General features: G+C 49.9%; 16 protein-coding genes. 3 read left to right on the forward strand and 13 right to left on the reverse strand.

What is annotated here, in order from left to right:
* Positions 1-22 precede the first annotated feature (22 nt).
* The 3 genes from PAT3040_RS10245 to PAT3040_RS10255 form a co-directional block, all read right to left on the reverse strand.
* Complete coding sequence (locus tag PAT3040_RS10245) at positions 23-1,438, reverse strand: right-handed parallel beta-helix repeat-containing protein (protein WP_258234920.1); 1,416 nt, start codon at positions 1,436-1,438, stop codon at positions 23-25.
* A gap of 168 nt (positions 1,439-1,606) precedes the next feature.
* A complete protein-coding gene (locus PAT3040_RS10250) occupies positions 1,607-1,939 on the reverse strand; it encodes a hypothetical protein (RefSeq protein ID WP_108992545.1) in 333 nt (110 codons plus the stop codon).
* The gene (locus PAT3040_RS10255; protein ID WP_258234921.1) at positions 1,929-2,456 is read right to left on the reverse strand and encodes a redoxin domain-containing protein; all 528 of its coding nucleotides are present in this window, start codon (positions 2,454-2,456) and stop codon (positions 1,929-1,931) included. Before PAT3040_RS10255 ends, PAT3040_RS10250 begins: the two co-directional genes overlap by 11 nt.
* A 169-nt stretch (positions 2,457-2,625) precedes the next feature.
* On the opposite strand from PAT3040_RS10255, the gene PAT3040_RS10260 reads away from it, so the two are divergent.
* Genes PAT3040_RS10260 through arsC form a run of 3 tightly spaced genes read left to right on the forward strand, consistent with a single transcriptional unit; the run spans position 2,626 to position 4,696 of the window.
* Positions 2,626-2,940 (forward strand): ArsR/SmtB family transcription factor, encoded by a 315-nt coding sequence (locus tag PAT3040_RS10260; protein ID WP_087568612.1) that lies wholly within the window; start codon positions 2,626-2,628, stop codon positions 2,938-2,940.
* A gap of 12 nt (positions 2,941-2,952) precedes the next feature.
* A complete protein-coding gene (locus tag PAT3040_RS10265; protein WP_108992547.1) occupies positions 2,953-4,251 on the forward strand; it encodes an arsenic transporter in 1,299 nt (432 codons plus the stop codon).
* Positions 4,252-4,270: 19 nt separating this feature from the next.
* A complete protein-coding gene (gene arsC, locus PAT3040_RS10270; protein ID WP_108992548.1) occupies positions 4,271-4,696 on the forward strand; it encodes an arsenate reductase (thioredoxin) in 426 nt (141 codons plus the stop codon).
* 150 nt (positions 4,697-4,846) lie between these two features.
* Here the strand turns inward: arsC and PAT3040_RS10275 are convergent, their stop codons facing one another.
* From PAT3040_RS10275 to PAT3040_RS10320, 10 genes are all read right to left on the reverse strand, one after another.
* Positions 4,847-7,195 (reverse strand): beta-galactosidase, encoded by a 2,349-nt coding sequence (locus PAT3040_RS10275; protein ID WP_108992549.1) that lies wholly within the window; start codon positions 7,193-7,195, stop codon positions 4,847-4,849.
* Positions 7,196-7,219: 24 nt separating this feature from the next.
* A complete protein-coding gene (locus PAT3040_RS10280) occupies positions 7,220-8,695 on the reverse strand; it encodes an alpha-L-fucosidase (protein ID WP_108992550.1) in 1,476 nt (491 codons plus the stop codon).
* 51 nt (positions 8,696-8,746) lie between these two features.
* Positions 8,747-9,670 (reverse strand): metallophosphoesterase family protein, encoded by a 924-nt coding sequence (locus PAT3040_RS10285; protein ID WP_108992551.1) that lies wholly within the window; start codon positions 9,668-9,670, stop codon positions 8,747-8,749.
* Positions 9,671-9,687: 17 nt separating this feature from the next.
* Positions 9,688-10,656 (reverse strand): aldo/keto reductase family protein, encoded by a 969-nt coding sequence (locus tag PAT3040_RS10290; protein ID WP_108992552.1) that lies wholly within the window; start codon positions 10,654-10,656, stop codon positions 9,688-9,690.
* Between the two features lie 71 nt (positions 10,657-10,727).
* A complete protein-coding gene (locus PAT3040_RS10295) occupies positions 10,728-11,924 on the reverse strand; it encodes a Gfo/Idh/MocA family protein (protein ID WP_108992553.1) in 1,197 nt (398 codons plus the stop codon).
* The gene (locus PAT3040_RS10300; protein WP_108992554.1) at positions 11,914-13,731 is read right to left on the reverse strand and encodes a right-handed parallel beta-helix repeat-containing protein; all 1,818 of its coding nucleotides are present in this window, start codon (positions 13,729-13,731) and stop codon (positions 11,914-11,916) included. Before PAT3040_RS10300 ends, PAT3040_RS10295 begins: the two co-directional genes overlap by 11 nt.
* Before the next feature lie 112 nt (positions 13,732-13,843).
* On the reverse strand, positions 13,844-15,268 hold the full coding sequence (locus PAT3040_RS10305; protein WP_108992555.1) for an endo-alpha-N-acetylgalactosaminidase family protein: 1,425 nt from the start codon (positions 15,266-15,268) through the stop codon (positions 13,844-13,846).
* Between the two features lie 72 nt (positions 15,269-15,340).
* A complete protein-coding gene (locus tag PAT3040_RS10310; RefSeq protein WP_108992556.1) occupies positions 15,341-16,963 on the reverse strand; it encodes an extracellular solute-binding protein in 1,623 nt (540 codons plus the stop codon).
* A gap of 59 nt (positions 16,964-17,022) precedes the next feature.
* Positions 17,023-17,904, reverse strand: a complete 882-nt coding sequence (locus PAT3040_RS10315; protein WP_258234928.1) for a carbohydrate ABC transporter permease — start codon at positions 17,902-17,904, stop codon at positions 17,023-17,025.
* 20 nt (positions 17,905-17,924) lie between these two features.
* Positions 17,925-18,779, reverse strand: a complete 855-nt coding sequence (locus PAT3040_RS10320; RefSeq protein WP_108992654.1) for an ABC transporter permease — start codon at positions 18,777-18,779, stop codon at positions 17,925-17,927.
* Positions 18,780-19,036 lie beyond the last annotated feature (257 nt).

Here is a 19,036-nt window from a genome sequence, read left to right on the forward strand (position 1 = left end):
GCAAGCAGACTTATTTTTTTGTTCATATCGTTCTCCTCCTGTTCATATACAACATACCGATTACCGCGATGATTAACAGCAGGCTCAAATAGCCTGTCGCCTTGGAACTGCCATGACTTGGATTAGCGCCGTCAAAACCCGGAGGTGCCATAAGCGGCTTGACATCCCTTGACCAATCATCCCGATTGTTTTGGAAGAGCTCCTCGAGAAACTCCATGCCCGGCGATTGGAAGAAAAGCTGGAACGCCGCTCGTTTCTGCGTCACGCCTTGAAAAAAGGGATTGATCGCGTAAGCGGTATCGCTATATCCGTCCCCATCCGTGTCGATGCCGCTGAAGCCGTCCCAATAGTTCCCGGCAATCTCGTTGTTGCTGCTTCCGCGGGCCTGCGCATCCGCGACATTCCCTTGGAAGAGGTTCCCTTCGACGACATTGCTTTCCGCATCGAGAAGCTGGATCCCGACAAAATTGTAGATCGCTTCATTGCCGACGATGACATTGCCCGTAGACTGCTCCACGTAGAAGCCTGTCCGATTGCCTTCGACTTTGTTGTCTTCGAATACAGAATCATGAGCGTCGAATAACAGTATCCCTTGCGAATGGACATTTTCGTTCTGTTTCGTGAATGTATTGCCGTTTACCTCAACTTCTGTAGCCGTCATCACCATGGCGCCGGTCACATTGGCTTTGCCGACGTTGCCGCGAATGACCGTTCTGGCGGTATACATGCAATGAATGCCGTAACGCGAACGCTCGACGACGTTGCCGGTTACGATCGTATCATCGCTTTTCTCCATGTAGATACCGTCATGAGCATCGCTGACCGTGTTCCCGTCAATCCGCCAACGATGGGAATTAAAGAGGTCGATGCCGTTGCCCTTGGCAGCCATGGATACCTCTCGCGGCGTCCAATCAATCACGGTGCTTGTGATCGTACCATTATCTGCATCCTTCACGGAAATCCCGTCTGCGCCCGTAGCAATCCATAATTGCTCGATTCGAGCCCGGTCTCCCGATACGACGATCGTTGCTTGCGGCTTAAACGCCTCGTCGCGGATTCGTATTCCAGCCAAGGTGACGTCATCGGCTTCGACAATTAAGGCGCTTTCTTCACTTTCGTTCAGCAGAATGGATTCTCCAGCAATCTCGGAACGAAGCTCCAGCGGTTTCCGGATCACCGCCGGTCCCAGGTAGATACCCGGCTTTAGAACAATGGTCGATCCAGGCTCGGCTTCATCCAGAATCGGTTGTAAATCGGTTGTCATGGACGCAGATGAGACATCCGAGACATCCACCGATCCGGTATGATTTGCCGTGGTTGACGGATGGCCGCTGGCGCTTTCCGCGGCTGCTGCAGATGCTTGCCCTCCGCTGAGTACGGCGACTACCAACCAACCCATGATGGTGGATCGAAGCGCAAGCCTACATGTTGAGGTCAAATCTCCTCCCTCGCTTCCCTCCAGTTGTGCGGCTATTCAATCACTTTTTTACAGCCAATCAAATTGTAACAATGACGGCCATCTCCATACATAGCCCTTTGTAGTCAATGTCTCCCTTAAGATCGACAGTCTTGTGACAAGACCGCGAATCCTTGCGAACGCGTGGAATTACCACGACCAATCGGATGCCATTAAACCCAGCTTCTCTCCTATCCGTTTCAACAGGGAGTACTTCACCGGCTCCATGAGTTTGGCGGTACAGTCGGAGTTTGAAACATAATCTTTTTCCTGGACTTTGTCCCAGGTTGTCTCCGTCAAATAATTAGTAGCTTCCGCTTCATCGAAGCATGGCGGAGCTATGTACACTTCGTGGGTATGGTCGAGAATCATTCGGGTATCGTTTGGCGGAGCAAAAGGTAGAGGAACTACAAGCAGTGTTATCAGGACGAGGGTCAGACTGATGCCGACCCAACCTTTTCTGAAGGTTGATTTATTTTTCATCGCTAATCTCCCTCGTCAGCGCGAAGATATCCGACATATCCATCAATTCGCCTTCGTGACGTTTAATGAGTTTCCCTTGCTCATCGATGACTACGGTCAGTGGAAGACCCGCGACGCGATATTGCCGCTTTACATCCTGCTCGCGATCCATCGCGATCGGAAACGCAAGCTCGTACCGGTCGACGAACTTCTTCACCGTCTCCTCGTCTTCCCCGACATTAATCGCGATCATGTCGATGCCGGCTAGCTTGTAAGCTTCATTTAGAAGCGGCAGTTCATTGACGCATGGATTGCACCAGGACGCCCAGAAGTTAATCACGACGCCTTTACCTTCAAAATCGGATAATGCAAGCTGACCGCCGGCGAGTTGATTCAATTGGAAGGACGGAGCCGCATCGCCAACGGCAGCCTTGCTCTGCGGCGCGGCATTAGTTTGTACCACTACGTAGACGGCGAGCGCGACTACGCCTGTCAGCAGCACGGCTTGAAACCAGCCTTTGCGTATGACTGAAATCAAAGTATACACCTCTCTAACTAAACAATAGTATCTATCTATTGTAACAATGGTGAAGGCTTGCAGATATGACTCGTTTGGGCTATTCATGATGTTAATAAGTATATAGTTATTTACTTATATAATCAGTTGCGTATATAATTGGTGTAGTTCACACGGAGGAGGCACAGTTATGGACCCGATTGATGAAATGTCAGAAGTACTTAAGCTTTTGTCGGATAAAACTAGATTAACGATACTCGCGCTCTTGAAGGAGCGGGAATTATGCGTCTGCGATATCGTGGAGCTGTTGGAAACAAGTCAACCTAATATCAGTCAACATCTGCGGAAGCTCAAGCTGGGCGGTTTGGTTCATGAAACCAGGCGCAGCCAATGGATCTATTATTCCTTGAATCTGGAGTCCAGACCGTATCTGCAGACCGTCATCGATCAGCTTCCCTCTATGAAAGAAAAGCTTGTCGGCCGTGCGAACTCGACTTGCGATTGATGGGGAGGCACTATGCTGGTACTTGCGTGTTTGATTTTTATCGTCACTTTAATTTTGGTTATCTGGCAGCCTAAAGGACTGAACATCGGCTGGTCGGCATCCGCTGGCGCTCTTACAGCTTTGCTTTGCGGAGTCGTCGATTGGCAGGATGTTTGGGATGTTACCGGAATGGTTTGGAACGCCACTCTCGCTTTTGTCGCTATCATACTGATTTCATTAGTCCTGGATGAAATCGGGTTTTTCGAATGGTCCGCTCTTCATATGGCGCGATTGGCACGCGGGAATGGAGTATTCATGTACGTCTACGTCATCTTGCTCGGCGCTGCAGTTTCGGCGTTTTTTGCAAACGATGGTGCGGCGTTAATATTGACGCCAATCGTTCTGGCATTGGTAAGAGCATTGAAATTCGAGGATCGGCTCATTTTGCCTTTTATTATCGCTAGCGGATTTATTGCGGATACGGCCTCCCTGCCGCTAATCGTCAGCAATCTGGTTAATATTGTATCCGCTGATTTCTTTTCGATCTCCTTTATGGAGTACGCCAGTGTTATGATCGTGCCGGGTTTGTTTTCTATCGCTGCCAGCTTGCTTGTGTTGTTCGTTTATTTTCGCAAAAATATCCCTTCCCGCTATGATCTCGAGAAAGTGAAGGAGCCTGAGGAAGCTATTAAGGATCGTACTTTGTTTCGAATATCCTGGTGGGTGCTAGGCGTACTTCTGGTGGGGTATTTAGTGAGCGAATCCATAGGTTTGCCAGTCTCTTTCATCGCGGGAATGGTGGCCATCATCTTCCTGGTATTGGCGAGACGCAGCCATGCCTTGCATACTTGGAAGCTGGTCAAAGGCTCGCCGTGGTCCGTTGTCGTTTTTTCGATTGGCATGTATGTCGTTGTTTATGGCTTGCGTAATGTCGGCTTGATCGATGAGTTGGGCCGATTATTCCAGTGGGTTGCCGAACAAGGACTATTTGTTGCCGTCTTGGGAACCGGCTTGATCGCGGCTATTCTTTCCTCCGTGATGAACAATTTGCCAACCGTCATGATCGACGCGCTTGCTATTAAGGGAACGACAACCGAAGGCATTATCCGTGAAGCTTTGATTTATGCCAATGTAATCGGCTCGGACTTGGGACCCAAAATTACGCCGATTGGCTCGCTCGCCACCTTATTATGGCTGCATGTGTTAGCTCAGAAAGGCGTTAGAATTGGCTGGGGACAATATTTTAAGATAGGACTGATCCTCACGCTCCCCACCCTGTTCATCACGCTGGTTGGTTTATTTCTATGGTTGTCCTTCCTTTATTTTATATAATCCAAAGGAGATTTTACTTATGACGTCCAAACCGTTAGTTTACTTCCTATGTACAGGCAATTCCTGCCGCAGCCAAATCGCTGATGGTTATTTGAAGGCTATCGGAGGAGATCGTTTTGAAGTCAAAAGCGCCGGCCTGAAAGCACACGGACTTAATCCCCGAGCAGTTGCCGCAATGCAAGAAGACGGTATAGATATTACCGCTCATACCTCGGATGTCATTAATCCGGACATTCTGAACCGCGCCGATTACGTAATTACTTTGTGCGGACATGCCGACGAACATTGCCCCGTTGTCTCTAATGTCCATGTCGTAAAGCAGCACTGGGGCTTCGACGATCCAGCCAAAGCTGCCGGAACGGAAGAGGAAATTACAGCGAAATTTCGCGAAGTGCGGGATTCCATTAAAAACCGAATTCGCGAATTTGTTGAGTCGTTGCAATAGTTCAGAACAAAGAAAATAAACAGCGGCTACCTTGAGAAATATTGAAGTCTCAGGGGAAGCGGCTGTTTATCTTCATTTCGCATTTCCGTATATTGGTCGCCAACGATCACGTTTGCGGTTACAAATCATCGGGAGCGGAATATCACTCTTCTAGGCGTTCACAACGATCGTATATTCCGCTTCCGCGCGAACATCCCTAATTTCCGCCTGGTGATCCTCCTCCGGTCTGGAAGGCATATAAATATTGCTTTTCTTTAATAGCGGGGAAATTTTCAGAACGATGGGTTCGTTGGCCAAAATCTCGCGGAACCGCTTTAAGCCTATCATCCAAGGAACGCCGCTGTAGAACTGATCCGCAACGCATGGTCCGGCAATATAGGCCTGCGCCACGTCTCCCACAAAATCGATTACGAGCGTAATCTCATTCGCTTCGACGAAGGCGGAGGGATCTAACGTAATCTCCCATTCCGGAGCAGTTCCTTTTTGACCTTCGTCTTCGAACAAATACTCGAAGAAGCTTGCATGTAATGACGGATCCCGGGTCGGTTTCCACGTAACTTCGACTTCCCGGGATTGCAAGACCGGCTTATACGCTTGGAATATTCCCTCTTGTTCGGCCAATAACGAAAGACCCCCTTGATCCAAGGCGCGCTCGACGGGAGGATAAACCGCAAACGCCATCCGTTCGGCTTCAGTTCCGCTAATATGCAGAGCATCATCCTCAAACGTCACGTTTCCTTCGCATGCGATCAATCGATCGCGTCCGAACGCTTGGCCTTTCCACATGTGCAGCGACTGCCGCTCGTTGACCGTCAACACCTTTATCACTTCGCCTTCAACAGTCCTGACGGTAAATAAGCAACCAAGACCCGGCCTCAGGTCGCGAACGGCAATCACGCCTTCTTCGCGTTCTACTCCACCCTCCTTGAGTTCAACATCCGCAATGCTCACCGGATCGAATGAAAATTCCGGCCGCACTCCTGCAACCTCGAAGAAAACGTACAGCGTTACCTCATCTTCGCGAAGCGTACATAACGGCTGAGCGGTCGCATACTTCAATCGGGCGCCGCCCATGTCCATTTGGATCGGCCAGAAGAAATAAGCGTCATGCTTGAGCGCAAACGGAGCCGCAGGAACGTTCAAGGTTTCACTCGCCAGCCGCAATTCAACCTGCACGCGTTCTTTGTCCGGCATTTCCGTCAATCTTTGATAATTGTTAAAGAACAGGAAGGCACTGTCTCCATCCATTCGCGCCGCAACGCGCACCGTCTTGGTATCTTCGACGGAGTAAGGTCGAATATCGGGATAAACCGCAGTCATAAGCGCAAGCTTCTCTCCGAAATCATGAATAAACAGATGAAGGCGCTTCAAGCTTTTGTAGGAGTCCCTGATTCGGCCAAACTCCCCGATCGGCGCTTGAAAATCGTAGCTGCGCACCGGCAGCTGATTACCGCGGGCGTCCGACTCCTGCATCGTCGAGAGTTCCCCGAGGGGCTGAGTGCCTCCGTGATACATGTAATAACCCAGCAGATTGCAGCCGTTGGCGATTTTGACCATCGCCATTGCGGCAACATCGTCGGAATCAATGACGGGACGCCTATGATAGGTGATTTGCACTCCGCCTCCAAGTTCGCAGCAGCCGTCGGGATAACGATCGATATCATCCAAATCTCTAATCTCCGACTCTTTTTCGCCAAACAGATCGCTGCCGATGCTCGGATCGTTGCGCATCGGATGGAAAAAATAATGCGGTCCAGGCGGAAGCGGGTTCGTATGTTTTTCCCACGGATGATCGGGATAACCTCCGAATAACGGCAGCACTTCATCTCTCGGAATGCGCGCCCCGCCAGGACCACCCCAGCCTGTAACCGTATACAAAGGAGCTTGGATACCCGATTCCAGCGCCATGCTCTTTAATGTCCGCAAATGCTCTGCATTGTCCGTCAGCTCGTTATCAAGCTGTATGCCGATTATCGGACCGCCGTCTTGATAAGCGAGCCCCTCGACCTGCCTGGATATTTCCTCGTACAATCTTCTGGCGTATAACAAATAGTCCTCGTCGTTCGTCCGCAAAGCGCCTCTCCCGTACAACCAATCCGGGAAGCCTCCGTTGCGGCATTCGCCGTGAGCCCATGGCCCGATGCGGACAAGGGCATCCAAGCCATGTTTTTGGCAAAGCCTGACGAAAGTTCGCAGATCCTTGTCGCCAGTCCAGTCGAAACGTCCCTCTATTTCTTCGTGATGAATCCAGAATACGTATGTGGCGACAATTTGGATGCCGCCTGCTTTCATCTTCAGCAGTTCTTCCTCCCATTGTCCATGAGGGCATCTAGAGAAATGAAACTCCCCCATAACCGGCAGCCAAGGCTTCCCACCGCGGGTGAGGTACCTGCTGTTCGCATCTATTTTTACCCCGGACGGATTCTCTCCCCCCATTTTCAAATGCCCTTCGATCAACTCCGCTTTTCCATGGCGGCTGGCATCGAGTACGTACTTCATGACTTCACTCCTGTTCTATCCCTATTAACTGCCGAAACGGATCATTCGGAATGTAAACGCTCCTTGAGCTGAGAATTCAGGCGGTAATTGAATCGTTAAGCCGTCTTCGCCGCGCGACCAATCCAGCCCTCTTGGATGTCCAAGCAGTTCGACAGACTCGATCTGTTCCGGATGCAGGTACAAACAATTGGAAAGCGATCGGATGACAACCTTCCCATCCTCAGGCATGGCCAAAACGATAGCGTACAATCGATCGTTCTTGACGGTGAACCGAATATCGCGAGACGTAAACGCCGAGCGCTTCGTATCACTGAAAGAACCGCTTCCAATTCGCGTCGGGCCTTCTCCGAACACTTTCCAAGGGCGAGTGCTATAGATGGCTTCCCCGTTTATGGCGAGCCATTGCCCGATCTGCCGCAATATTGCTTGCTCCTCCTCCGGAATCGTTCCGTCGGCACGCGGTCCGATGTTCAGGAGCATTGCGCCGTTTTTGCTGACTATATCGATTAAATCACCGATAATCGAATCCGCCGTCTTGTATTTATGATCGGAGATATAGCTCCAGGAATTTTGCGATACAGACGTGTCCGTCTGCCAGAACAGCGGCCGTATGTCCAAGGGCTGCCCCCGCTCGATATCGAATACCGCTGTTCCTTCGGCGAACGCATCATCCTTATAGTTGATCGCGACTCCGCGGCTCCTTTCCCGTCCGATATTGTAATAATATGCCGCAAGACGCTGTAGATACGGCTTGAAAGCAGGCTGGCTGATCCACCAGTCGAACCAGAGCAGTTGCGGTTCGTAACGTTCTATCAAATCGCTTGTCCGTGCGAGCCAATCCTCAAGAAACGGCTCGTTCGGCTGCGTGGCAGGAACCCAATTATTTGGATGGCAAGGCTGTGCGGGACCGTAAAGCCCGGCGTTGCGGGGATCCAACACATCGGAATCGAACGCAGCGCCTCCGTTGTAAAACCACCAATTCTCCGCACGATGGCTGGAAACTCCGAAGACGAGATGTTGGCGTCGCGCGGCGTCTGCCAGTTCGCGAATGACGTCGCGTTTCGGTCCCATTCGAGCTGCGTTCCAGTCCGTAAACGGACAATCGTACATCGGAAACCCGTCGTGATGCTCGGCAACCGGAACGAAGAACTTGGCTCCGGATTGCTTGAACAGGGATACCCACTCGTCCGCGTCGAACTTTTCCGCCTTGAACATCGGGATAAAGTCCTTGTATCCAAATTTATTTTGCGTACCATATGTCGCCACATGATGCTGGAATGCTCTGGAACCTTCCTGATACATTTGACGCGCATACCATTCGCTCTCGAACGCTGGAACGCTATACGGACCCCAATGAATGAAAATGCCGAATTTTGCGTCCTCGTACCAAGACGGAATGGAGTATTGACGAAGCGAATTCCAGTTCGCCGCGAACGTTCCCTCCCGATTGACATCGTCAATTTTTCGCAACTGTTCGGCGAGCAACCGATCTACACTCATATAGCTTCCCTCCACTGGAATTCGTCTTATTTGAACATGTTCCAATCCATTTCAACGTGGATTCTGTTCCTGTTGCCCGATCTTCTCTCCCGTTACCAGCCGCAGCCAAGTCGAAAATCCGCTGACGCCTTGCTCCAAGCGAATAATCCGCGCTCCGTGCGGGAAGTCCTCCCGGCCATACGTATTCAAGCCGGTGGCACGGCCATAGCATAACCGGATGCCGTACCACTCACCCCAAAAATCGTTTAAGTGGTCATGCCCGCAGAACGTGCCCATCACGTCTCCCTGCTCCACCATCGCAGTGAACATACCCGAATTGATTTTGGGACAGCAGACCTTCTCCAGCTTGCTGCCGTAACCTCCTTTTTCCATCCACATTTCTTCGTATTCGGGCAGCGGAATGTGGAAGAAGGCTAACGCGGGTACTGGGGCGCCTCCGTTTTTCGAAGCAAACTCCCGGGACTGCTCCGCGTACCAGTTGATTTGATCCCGCCTAATCCAGTCGTATCCCTTAACAGAGGGCACGGAAGAGACATCGCCCGAATCTAGAAAGTAGAGCGCGACCTCGCATTCGCCTTCCGCTTCCCCGATCTCGACGACGTAGTTGCCTTCGCCGGACAAGTGTTCCGGTCCGCGCTGCGTAATCGAATGAGGCTGTCCGACGATCGCCTCGATCAATTCTGTCCGGCTAATATTTTTCTCCGTATCATGGTTGCCAAAAACATATGCCCATGGGATGCCTCTTTCTACGACCGGCTCGACAGCTTGCCGCATCATCTCCACGGGATCCGTTGTATCCGACGGATAAATCAAATCGCCCGTAAATACGACCAGATCCGGACTTTCGGAATCAAGAACCGCTCGTATGACTTTTTCCGTTTGCCGATCGATCTCGAGCCCGTCTTGCCAATGGACATCAGTGAACTGAATAATGGTAAAAGTACCGTCTTCCCGATATGTCATCCGTTGATTCAACGATTGCGTCCCCCGTTCTAATTTCTGTCCCCAACACTCAATATGTTTTCAATTTCGGACAAGGTATCCTCCGAAAGCGAGATGCCAGAAGCAGCGACATTTTTTTCTACTTGCTCAGGTCGCGTAGCGCCGATAATGCAACTGGAAATGTTCGGAAGTCTAAGATTCCATGCTAACGCCAACTGCACCAAACTAATGCCGAGTCCATCGGCCACCTGAATTAAGCTCTCGATCTGGTTTAACCGATGCTCGGAAAGCAGCCCTTGGCTTTTAATCCAATGGTTATGATCCGGATTCGTTGCGCGCGACCCGGGAGGAAACGCCTCTCCCGTGCGATATTTCCCGCTAAGCACGCCGTGGGCCAACGGGGAAAACACGACTTGCCCGATTCCGTGCTTCTCGCACATCGGCACGATATCCGATTCGATGCGACGGGTGAACATATTGTACTCCGGCTGGTTCACCACGACCGGGTCCAGGTGCAGACGCTCTGCAAGCCCCGCTGCTTCGGCGATTTGCCATTCCCGCCACTCGCTTATGCCGACGTACAATATTTTGCCTTGCGTGACCAGATCATCCATCGCCCTCAACGTTTCATCCAGCGGCGTATTCTCGTCGAAGCGATGACAATAATACAAATCGATATAATCGACACCCAGCCTCTTTAAGCTCGCTTCGCATTGCTCCATAATATGTTTGCGCGACAAACCTTTACGATTTGCTCCTTCGCCCATATCAAAATAAACCTTCGTTCCGAGCACATAAGAGTCTCTCTCGTATCGCGCAAGCGCCCGTCCCATAACTCGCTCCGCTTCGCCGCGGGCGTACATATTGGCCGTGTCGAAATAATTGATCCCCAGTTCGTATGCCTTATGAATAACGGCCTCTACAGAAGCGGCCTGCCCCGGGTCGTCATAGGTGAGCCAGCTTCCAAGCGCGATCTCGCTCACCTGAAGTCCGCTTCTTCCTAATCTGCGGTATTTCATTGTCTCTCGTTTCTCCTCCCGATGGGCAAGCTGCGCCACGATTTTTTTATCTGACTATTGATTTTGTTAATCTATTGCTTGCTGATCCATTTCCCGTTCGTAAAATCGGGAATCGCAACCGGATGTCCGCCCAAAGCAATAGAATCCTCGCTTAAGGAAGAGATGCACATCCAGGAAGCCATGTCGTACACGTCGATCGGCGTTTGCGTTCCGTTCCTCACGCTATCAAAAAATTGCTGAAAAACGAGCCAATCCATGCCGTCATGACCTTCCCGCACTCCTTCTTGCATGTAGCGCTGCCATATCGGATGCTCATACTTTTCGCGATATTGCTCCACATTGCCCCATTGCGACTTCCATTTCGTTTCATATTGGGCATGCTCTTCCTCCAGGAACAAAGAGTGATTGTCCTCCATAAACAATCCTTTTGTTCCTCTTACCGTAAACCCTCGCGCATAGAAACGAGGCAGCGTCGTATCCAGCGTGAGCGTAATCGTCTCTCCGCGCGCGCACTTGATGACGGTAGTCACGATATCTCCTTGTTGAAAGCGGGTATCGGCGAGCTCGCTATCGCCTCTTTTGTTTGTAACGTATGCCTGCATGCCAACCGCCTTGGACGCAACCGACACGAGGGATAACATACGGTTTCCTTTATTAATATCGAGCACCTTGGCAATCGGGCCTAACTCGTGGGTCGGATAATTTTCGCAGTTTCGATGAATATATTCGTTTAGCCGATAATGACGGTTTTCTTTGCCGTAAGCAATTTCAGAACGCAGATCGTGATGATAACCTCCCGAACAATGTACGATTTCGCCGAAAACACCCAGCTTCACCATGTTCAACACCATGAGCTCATCTCGGCCATAACAGCAATTTTCCAGCATCATACATGGAACGCCCGTTCGTTCATAAGCCTCCACCAGCTTCCAGCATTCCTGAACAGAATAAGATCCGCCCACTTCGCAGGCAACATATTTCCCTTTCTCCATGGCATCAATGACGATCTGGATATGAGAGGACCAGGATGTGCATAAAACGATGGCATCAACCGATTCCATTTTCAGAATTTCCATATACTTAGAAGTTGTGACAGGACGACCATTTCCTCCGAACTCGATGATGTCGGCCGCCCGCTCGCGACGATCCTCGTGCAAGTCGCATACGGCGACGACCTCCACGTCCTTCATTTTCATAATGATGATTTCGAGCAGCCCCATCCCTCTGCCGCCAAGTCCGATCAAGCCGATTTTCACTTTAGATGTCATTTTCATCAACCCTCCTAATAAAAGCAGCCTGCCCTTTATCGATAACAAGATGTTCGTCTTTCATTAAATTCGTCTTAACGATTACGGCTGCATGATCTTCAATCGTATTTCCGACAATTTCAACCCCGCTGCAAGCCCGCAGTCGAATGATTTCGTGCGAGTCGTCGGACACTCCGTCTCTACAGCCGTTCCTCAAAATATCATTATCGGCCACGATCAAGCCGCTCGTACTTTTGGCCTCCAATAAAGGTGCACCGTTCAGTTCAAAGCGATTCCCGCTTATGATGACGTTGCGATGTACAGGCAGGTCGGCGGATACGTGCGTGTTTTCTGGGCGAATCAATAGGACTGGCGCTTGGCGATTGCCGCAATCGATAAACCGATTGCCGCGGATCAGAACATCTCGAACCATTCCCGATTCGAACCAGCTTTCGGCGTCGTCGGCGATCAAAATGGCGCTCATATGCAGGTTGTCGAATACATTGTTCTCAATCGTCACCTTGCGCCTGGTTGTTGCCAGAATGCCGCGAGTCGGAATTCTCTTAAAGACATTTCCGCTAACGGAAAGCTCAGGCGTCCAGGTGACGTTTTCGATAACATCCCCGTCTTCGATCGTATCCGGTACGGGTGAATCAAGCGTCAGCTCAACTTCGCGTAGAGAAAGTGGTTTAATGCCAACAACGCTGCAGGTTGCGTAAGAAGTCAACGATCTTGCGGAAATAAAATCGATCTCGTCACCCGGATGGAATGCGTTAAATCCATAGCTTTGAGGATGCATGAATCTAACCCGTATCCGGCTGCCCTCCTCCACCCCCTCGATACGGAGATGGGTTCCATGGACGTTGATTGCATCATCATGCGCTCCCTCGAATACGCTGTCGACAATGGATATTTTCCCTTTTATCCCGGACAGATGAACAAAATCGGCAAACGCCGCCGCCGTTCGTCCGCTGGAAGGGTCCGGCGCCAATCGCAGACGCTCGAAGTTCAAATTTTCGCTGAATTGTCCGACGATCCCAAGTCCATGCATATACTGCATCCAGACGTTGCGCCAGATGATATTCCGGCAGCCGACGATCAGCGCGCCGACCTGATCCCGGATGCCGTCGCGCATTTGAAACACATGACCAACCGACGTGTGCGGCGCGGAGTTGAACCGCAATCGAAGCTTGCCCGGTCCCAGCTGTTCGACCTGATTAGCCAACATGATCGGGTTCGGAACTCTCCAGGTCCGATTGCTCACCGGATCATATTCCTGTGCAGGGCCGCCGCGATGAGACCATCCTTCTCCGACCCAATACAGCTTCCCGTCTTGCAGCCTGTAAGCGGAATCCGAATGAACCTCTACGTCCCAATGACTTGCGCCTGTCGCTGTAATACGCATTTCAGAAATCGTCGGACGGGCGAAATCGATCGTTAAATTCCGTATTTCCACTTCATTGCAGCCGTCCATGACGATCGGCGTCATCTTTCCGTGAAACAGCAGCCGCGAGCCGTTCCCTTCTATGTGAATCCGGTGTGCTCCTTTGAGCCGCAGGCCGATCGTCTTGGTCGGATCGGGATGCTCTTTTTCACTGGCCGTATTGGAGATGTAATAAGCCGACTTTACGGCATTTGTCGGATACAGATCGTATTGGCCAGGCGGAAATTCAACTACCGTCGGCCCATTCGCGGCGGAAGCGGCATCGATCGCAGCTTGTATCGCGCTGGTCGAATCCTCGCCGGTATCCGGTAACGCTCCGTAATCGGTTACTCGAAAGATTTGGATCGGCGGCTCGATCCCTATGGAGTCTTTTTGATCTTGCATGTTTCATCCCTCAATATGATCGTCTTTTCCAAGCAACCTGCTCCTACTAAAATCTGTGTATTATCCCTGTCGAAACGATTGTTTTGTATCACAACATCATGCGAGTGATCAATCAGAGCAGCCGATGAGCTGACGGGAATATGGAAACAGCTGTGCCGGCAGGCAGCGAAAGCTCCAGTTGTCCGCCAACTGCCGGGTGGCCGAGCTTGACTTCCGTTAATCCATCAGAAGTGATCCGGTAAATATCGACGGCACTCACTTCATTCCAATCCGGCGGTAGAGACCAGAGCCTCCGCGAGTATCCCGTCTTGCTGAACGCGATCAACTCGGGCCGTTCTTGCCAGAGCGCCGGAAACAGTACATCGTCCCCCTCTCTCATCGGCTTGCCGTCGCGACGGACGGAGCGATCCGCTAGATGAACGGAATGTCCCCCCGAATAATGAACGATTCTTTTATCGCCCTCGCCCTCCATCCGAATGCGATCATGCGAGTTCAAATACTGGTATTGAAGCATTCTCGTGCAGATCTGCTCCATGAAGATGTCGTGCCAATCCTCGCGCGAAACTCCGTTTTCGGGATCCCAAAATACATCCTCCCCATGCACGCCCGCGCCGAACAAGAACTCCAGATCGTGTCTGCGCGGAATGCCCGGTATGGAGTAATCTCGAATAGCGGCTCCACTCAGCAACTTGGCGGGTCTCTCCAGAAAATGCCGTTCGTCGCATTGGTCGAACCACCAGCACCAGGGCTGCAGACCGATGAACGGATCGTTGCGCAGATGGGCGAAATTTTCGCTCGTCACGTCGATGCCGCGCTCTCGGAAATAACGAATCGTACGGCGCATGTAGGAAGACTCCTCCTCCTGAGAGACACCCCGGAAAACATTCGCTCTAGGGAAATAGGCGTCCAGATGCACCGTTCCCGCACGGTCGAGCTCGAGCAGAGAAATCAGCATCTCGATCCGCTTCACGATAACGCCGCTCTCCCACTCGTTCTTGTAGAAAATCTGATAGGCAGCCATATCGTTATAGTTACCGATTTGTAGCAATGAACCGTCTTCGTTGCGCGAAATCAGATCATGCTCCATGTATATGTCCCAATGCGGGCTATTATCGTATGCGTCCGTCATATTGACATGAACGCTGACTGTCGTGTTATAACGTTTGGCTTCTTCTGCCAACCACAAATAGCTGTCCCTCGCGGTCGGATCCTGTGACCTTTTCAGATGGACATTCACTTCGTCCCATGCGGGATATCTGTCATCGTGACCGTTGTACTGCCATCCTACCAAGTAAATGATTTTCGGAATGCCTCTGGTAAGCCGATCGATGTCCACAATATAACGAAGCGCCTGTTCGAACGTACAGAACACCTTCGCCCCGCCTTTACCGTCCGGAATTGCCATGCCTAGCTTCATCGTCAGCGTCTGACTGTAATCGAAATTGTAAGGGCTCTCCGGCTGCATCGTTACTTGCCAATCGTAATAATCCCCTGAAATGGATCTCCAAGCTTCATTAGAATCTATCGAATTCGTCATTCTAACCTCTTCCTTCCTGAATGAAGAAACCTGGCAGCGCCGCACATCGACGCTGTCAGGCTTCAGACTTGTTTACTTGGATACTTGAGCGTTCATCATATCCACGATCGATTGATAGTCGCCGATTTCCGAAAGCTCCTTCTTGAAGGCATCCCATTCGGAAAGATCTCTTTCACCGAGCAGGAATTTATAAATATTTTCATCCATATACGTTTGAACCGCGGTCATGATTTGCGATTTCTTCGCCTCGTCCTCTTTGCTCAGACGAATGACCGGTGCTTGTTCATACGGAGCAATCGCCGTTTCCGAATTTGTGAATTTTCCCATTCCCTCTTGAGGACGCATCTCCTCGAACTGGCCCTTGGCGAAAAATTGCACTTTTTTGTAAGCGATATAGTCGGTAGAATAGTTTTGCGGGGCGAAGACGAAACCTTGACGGGTTGTACCATCGCCATTTAAGTCTTTCTTCTCTTGCCAATCTCCGTTTTTGTTGATGAATTCCTTTTTACCGTCGACCACTTGGTAGGTTTTCCCTTCTACGCCCCAATGCATCAAATCAATCATTTCATCCGAATACTGATAATCGAGCATCTTGACGATAAGTTCCGGATATTTCGTGTTTTTGGAGACCATGACGCCGTAATTGGCATAGATGGTATGACCCAAGAGGGCCGGCCCCAACACCCACTGATCGCCGTACTTTTCGTTTTTCGGATTGACCGCTGCTCCCCATGATACGCCTTGGTCCGGAACGGAATATTGCTCCCACCAACCTGCCCACGCCAACGGAAGCATGAAGGACTTGCCGGTCGTTACTTTCGCCTTCAATTGATCTTGAGACTGGCTCAGGAACTCGGGATCGAGCAGCTTCTCGTCGTACAATTTGCGAATATACATTAAACCTTCTTTGAAAGACTCCTCAGTCGGACCGTATACGTATTTCTCGCCGTTCCAGTAAATATCGCTTTTCGTATGGTTCGAGAGAGCTAACGCGTCTATGAATTTTGGCCATTCCTGCGAATTGACCGGATAGGAATCCGGATACAGCTCTTTCAGCTTAACGGCCGCATCGTAGAATTCATCCCAATTTTCCGGAACTTTGATATTATGCTTCTGGAAAACATCGAACCGGTATAACGCAGGGTATGCAGAACCCGCTAACCCCGTATCGTTCCGGAATCCATCCCCGAAGAAAAACATTTTGCCTTCTGGTGTATACATACTCTTGTCCGAGAACTTTGTAGACTCCAAATAAGCTTTATAGTTTGGAGCGTATTCGTCCAGATAAGGCGCAATGTCCAGGAGAGACCCTTGGTTGCCGAACTGGAACATCACCTCAGCGTCCTTCACGCCCGACATAATGTCCGGCGTATCGCCGCTGGCCAGCGTCAGCTTCACTTTCTCCGGATAGTCGTCGCTATTGACGTAGATCCATTCGATATCGAGCTTTTTGCCGATATACGCTTCCATCTTTTCTTTCCAAAGCTTATAGAGCTCGGTTTCCTTCGGATCGTCCCCGAAGCTGGACATGTAAGCTGTAATCTTGATCGTTTCTTCGGCCGGCTTGGACGTTGACTCCTCGCCGGAATTGGTGTTGTTTGGCTCTGACAGATTGTTGTTGACCTGGCTGCAGCCCACAAATACAAGTGTTACAACGAGCAGTAAACTTAGCATAAAAGCCTTTTTTTTCTTCAAAGCTGAACCCCTCCATTAATTAAATTTGTTGATCTATAATAAATATAGATTAACCGCTGTTAACCCTTCACCGAACCGATCATCATCCCCGAAACAAAGTGCTTCTGCAACAACGGGTAGATGAACAGAATCGGTAAAATCGTGACAATGATCGAAGCCATCCTGATGTTTTTGGGATTTAAATTGTAGGTGTCGATAAATCGCTGCAGCCCGCCAACATCGGTATAATCCTTCAGTTCGATTGTCATCCTGCGCAAGAGCAGCTGAATCGGATGGCTGCTCTCTTTATTCAGATAAATCATCGGTTCAAACCACATGTTCCAGAACATGACTGCGCCAAATAGAGCGAATGTCGCCAGGAGCGGCTTGGACAACGGAACGTATATGCGAAACAGTATACCGAAATCATTCGCTCCATCCAGGTAGGCGGATTCGCGCAATTCCTTAGGTATCTCCTGAAAGAACGTACGGAAAATGATGATGTTGAATGCGCTCATCGCGACGGGTAGCACAACCGCCCAGATGGAATTGAACAATTGCAAATCCCTGATCAACAGGAATTGCGGAATGAGTCCTCCGCTGAATACCATCGTGATGATGACATAGACGGCCAATGGTTTGCGGAATACAAAATCGCTTACCGATAACGGATATGCGAACAACGATGTCAGCAACAGCTGCAACGAAGTGCCGATGACCAAAAAAACAATCGTGTTTTTATAGGCATTCAGAATGTTTTTATCCTGGAAAATGTATTGGTAGCTGTGAAAGTCGAACCCTTGCGGAAACCATGTAATTTTGCCTTGACCGACCAAGGTCGGATCGCTAATCGAAACCGCAAACGTATTTAGTAGCGGGTAAAGCATAATCATGCATAGAAGGATCATAATCATGTAATTAAAAATATCGAAAGCCTTGGACCCAAGCCCCTCATTATACACTTTCAAAGCTTACCAACTCCTTACCATAAGCTGTTTTCGGATACTTTCTTGGAGAAGTAATTCGCAAAGAGGATCAAGAAGAAACTGATTATGGAAAGCATCAATCCGACCGCAGCGCCATATTCAAATTGTCCCCCTTGCACACCTACCCGATAGACATAAGTTTCGATTACATCCGCCGTTTCGTAAATTTTCGGATTATACATCAACAGCACCTTTTGAAAATCCGTGCTTAGAACAGACCCTAGCTTCAGGATTAGCATCACTGAGGTAGCCGGGATGATCGCCGGCCAAGTAACATATCTCAACCTCTGCCAGCGGTTCGCACCGTCAATGACCGCTGCTTCGTGCTGCGCCGGATCAACGCCGGTCAACGCTGCCAAATAGATGATCGCTCCATAACCCAATTCCTGCCATATACTCGATCCGACATACAGCGGCCGGAAAGCTCCCGATACATACAGCAGCGTCCTCGGTTCAGACCCAAACCACGATAGGATTTTGTTGATAATACCTTCAACCGAAGTAAATTCATGTATAAAGCCAACGACGATTACCGCGGACAGAAAATGCGGGAAATAAGTAATCGTTTGCACTGTCCTTTTAAACATTTTGTGACGAAGCTCATTCAATAATAATGCAAAAATGACGGGTGCTGGAAATCCGAACAACAAGGAATAGAAAGCAAGCAGCAACGAGTTTTTGGTAATCCTCCAACTCATCGGACTGTCAAAAAAAGCCTTGAAATGATCGAACCCTAGCCAGGGACTTCTTAGGAAACCCAATGATGCGTCATAACTTTTGAAAGCGATTGTAATTCCGTACATAGGAAAATACTTAAAAATCAACAAAACCAGAAAACCAGGCAGTACCATAAGGATCAAGTAGCGCTGCTTTAAGCATTTTCGCAGAAAACTATTTTTTTTTTTGAAATGCTTTTTCTGTTCCACATATTGATTCTGCAATTTTCACCCCTCCAGTTCGGTTTTCATGATGACAACCATTTGTAAGCCCTTTCTGTGATCTTGCCAAGCCCGCATCGCTCTTGGTGACCTCAGAATACAAGGTCGGCGATATAACGACAATGCTCAAGTATTCATATCCTTTCAATAATTTCGCTTTCGATCGAAAA

It is taken from the genome of Paenibacillus agaridevorans (assembly GCF_003112455.1).
In the GTDB taxonomy this organism is placed as follows: Bacteria; Bacillota; Bacilli; order Paenibacillales; family Paenibacillaceae; genus Pristimantibacillus; species Pristimantibacillus agaridevorans.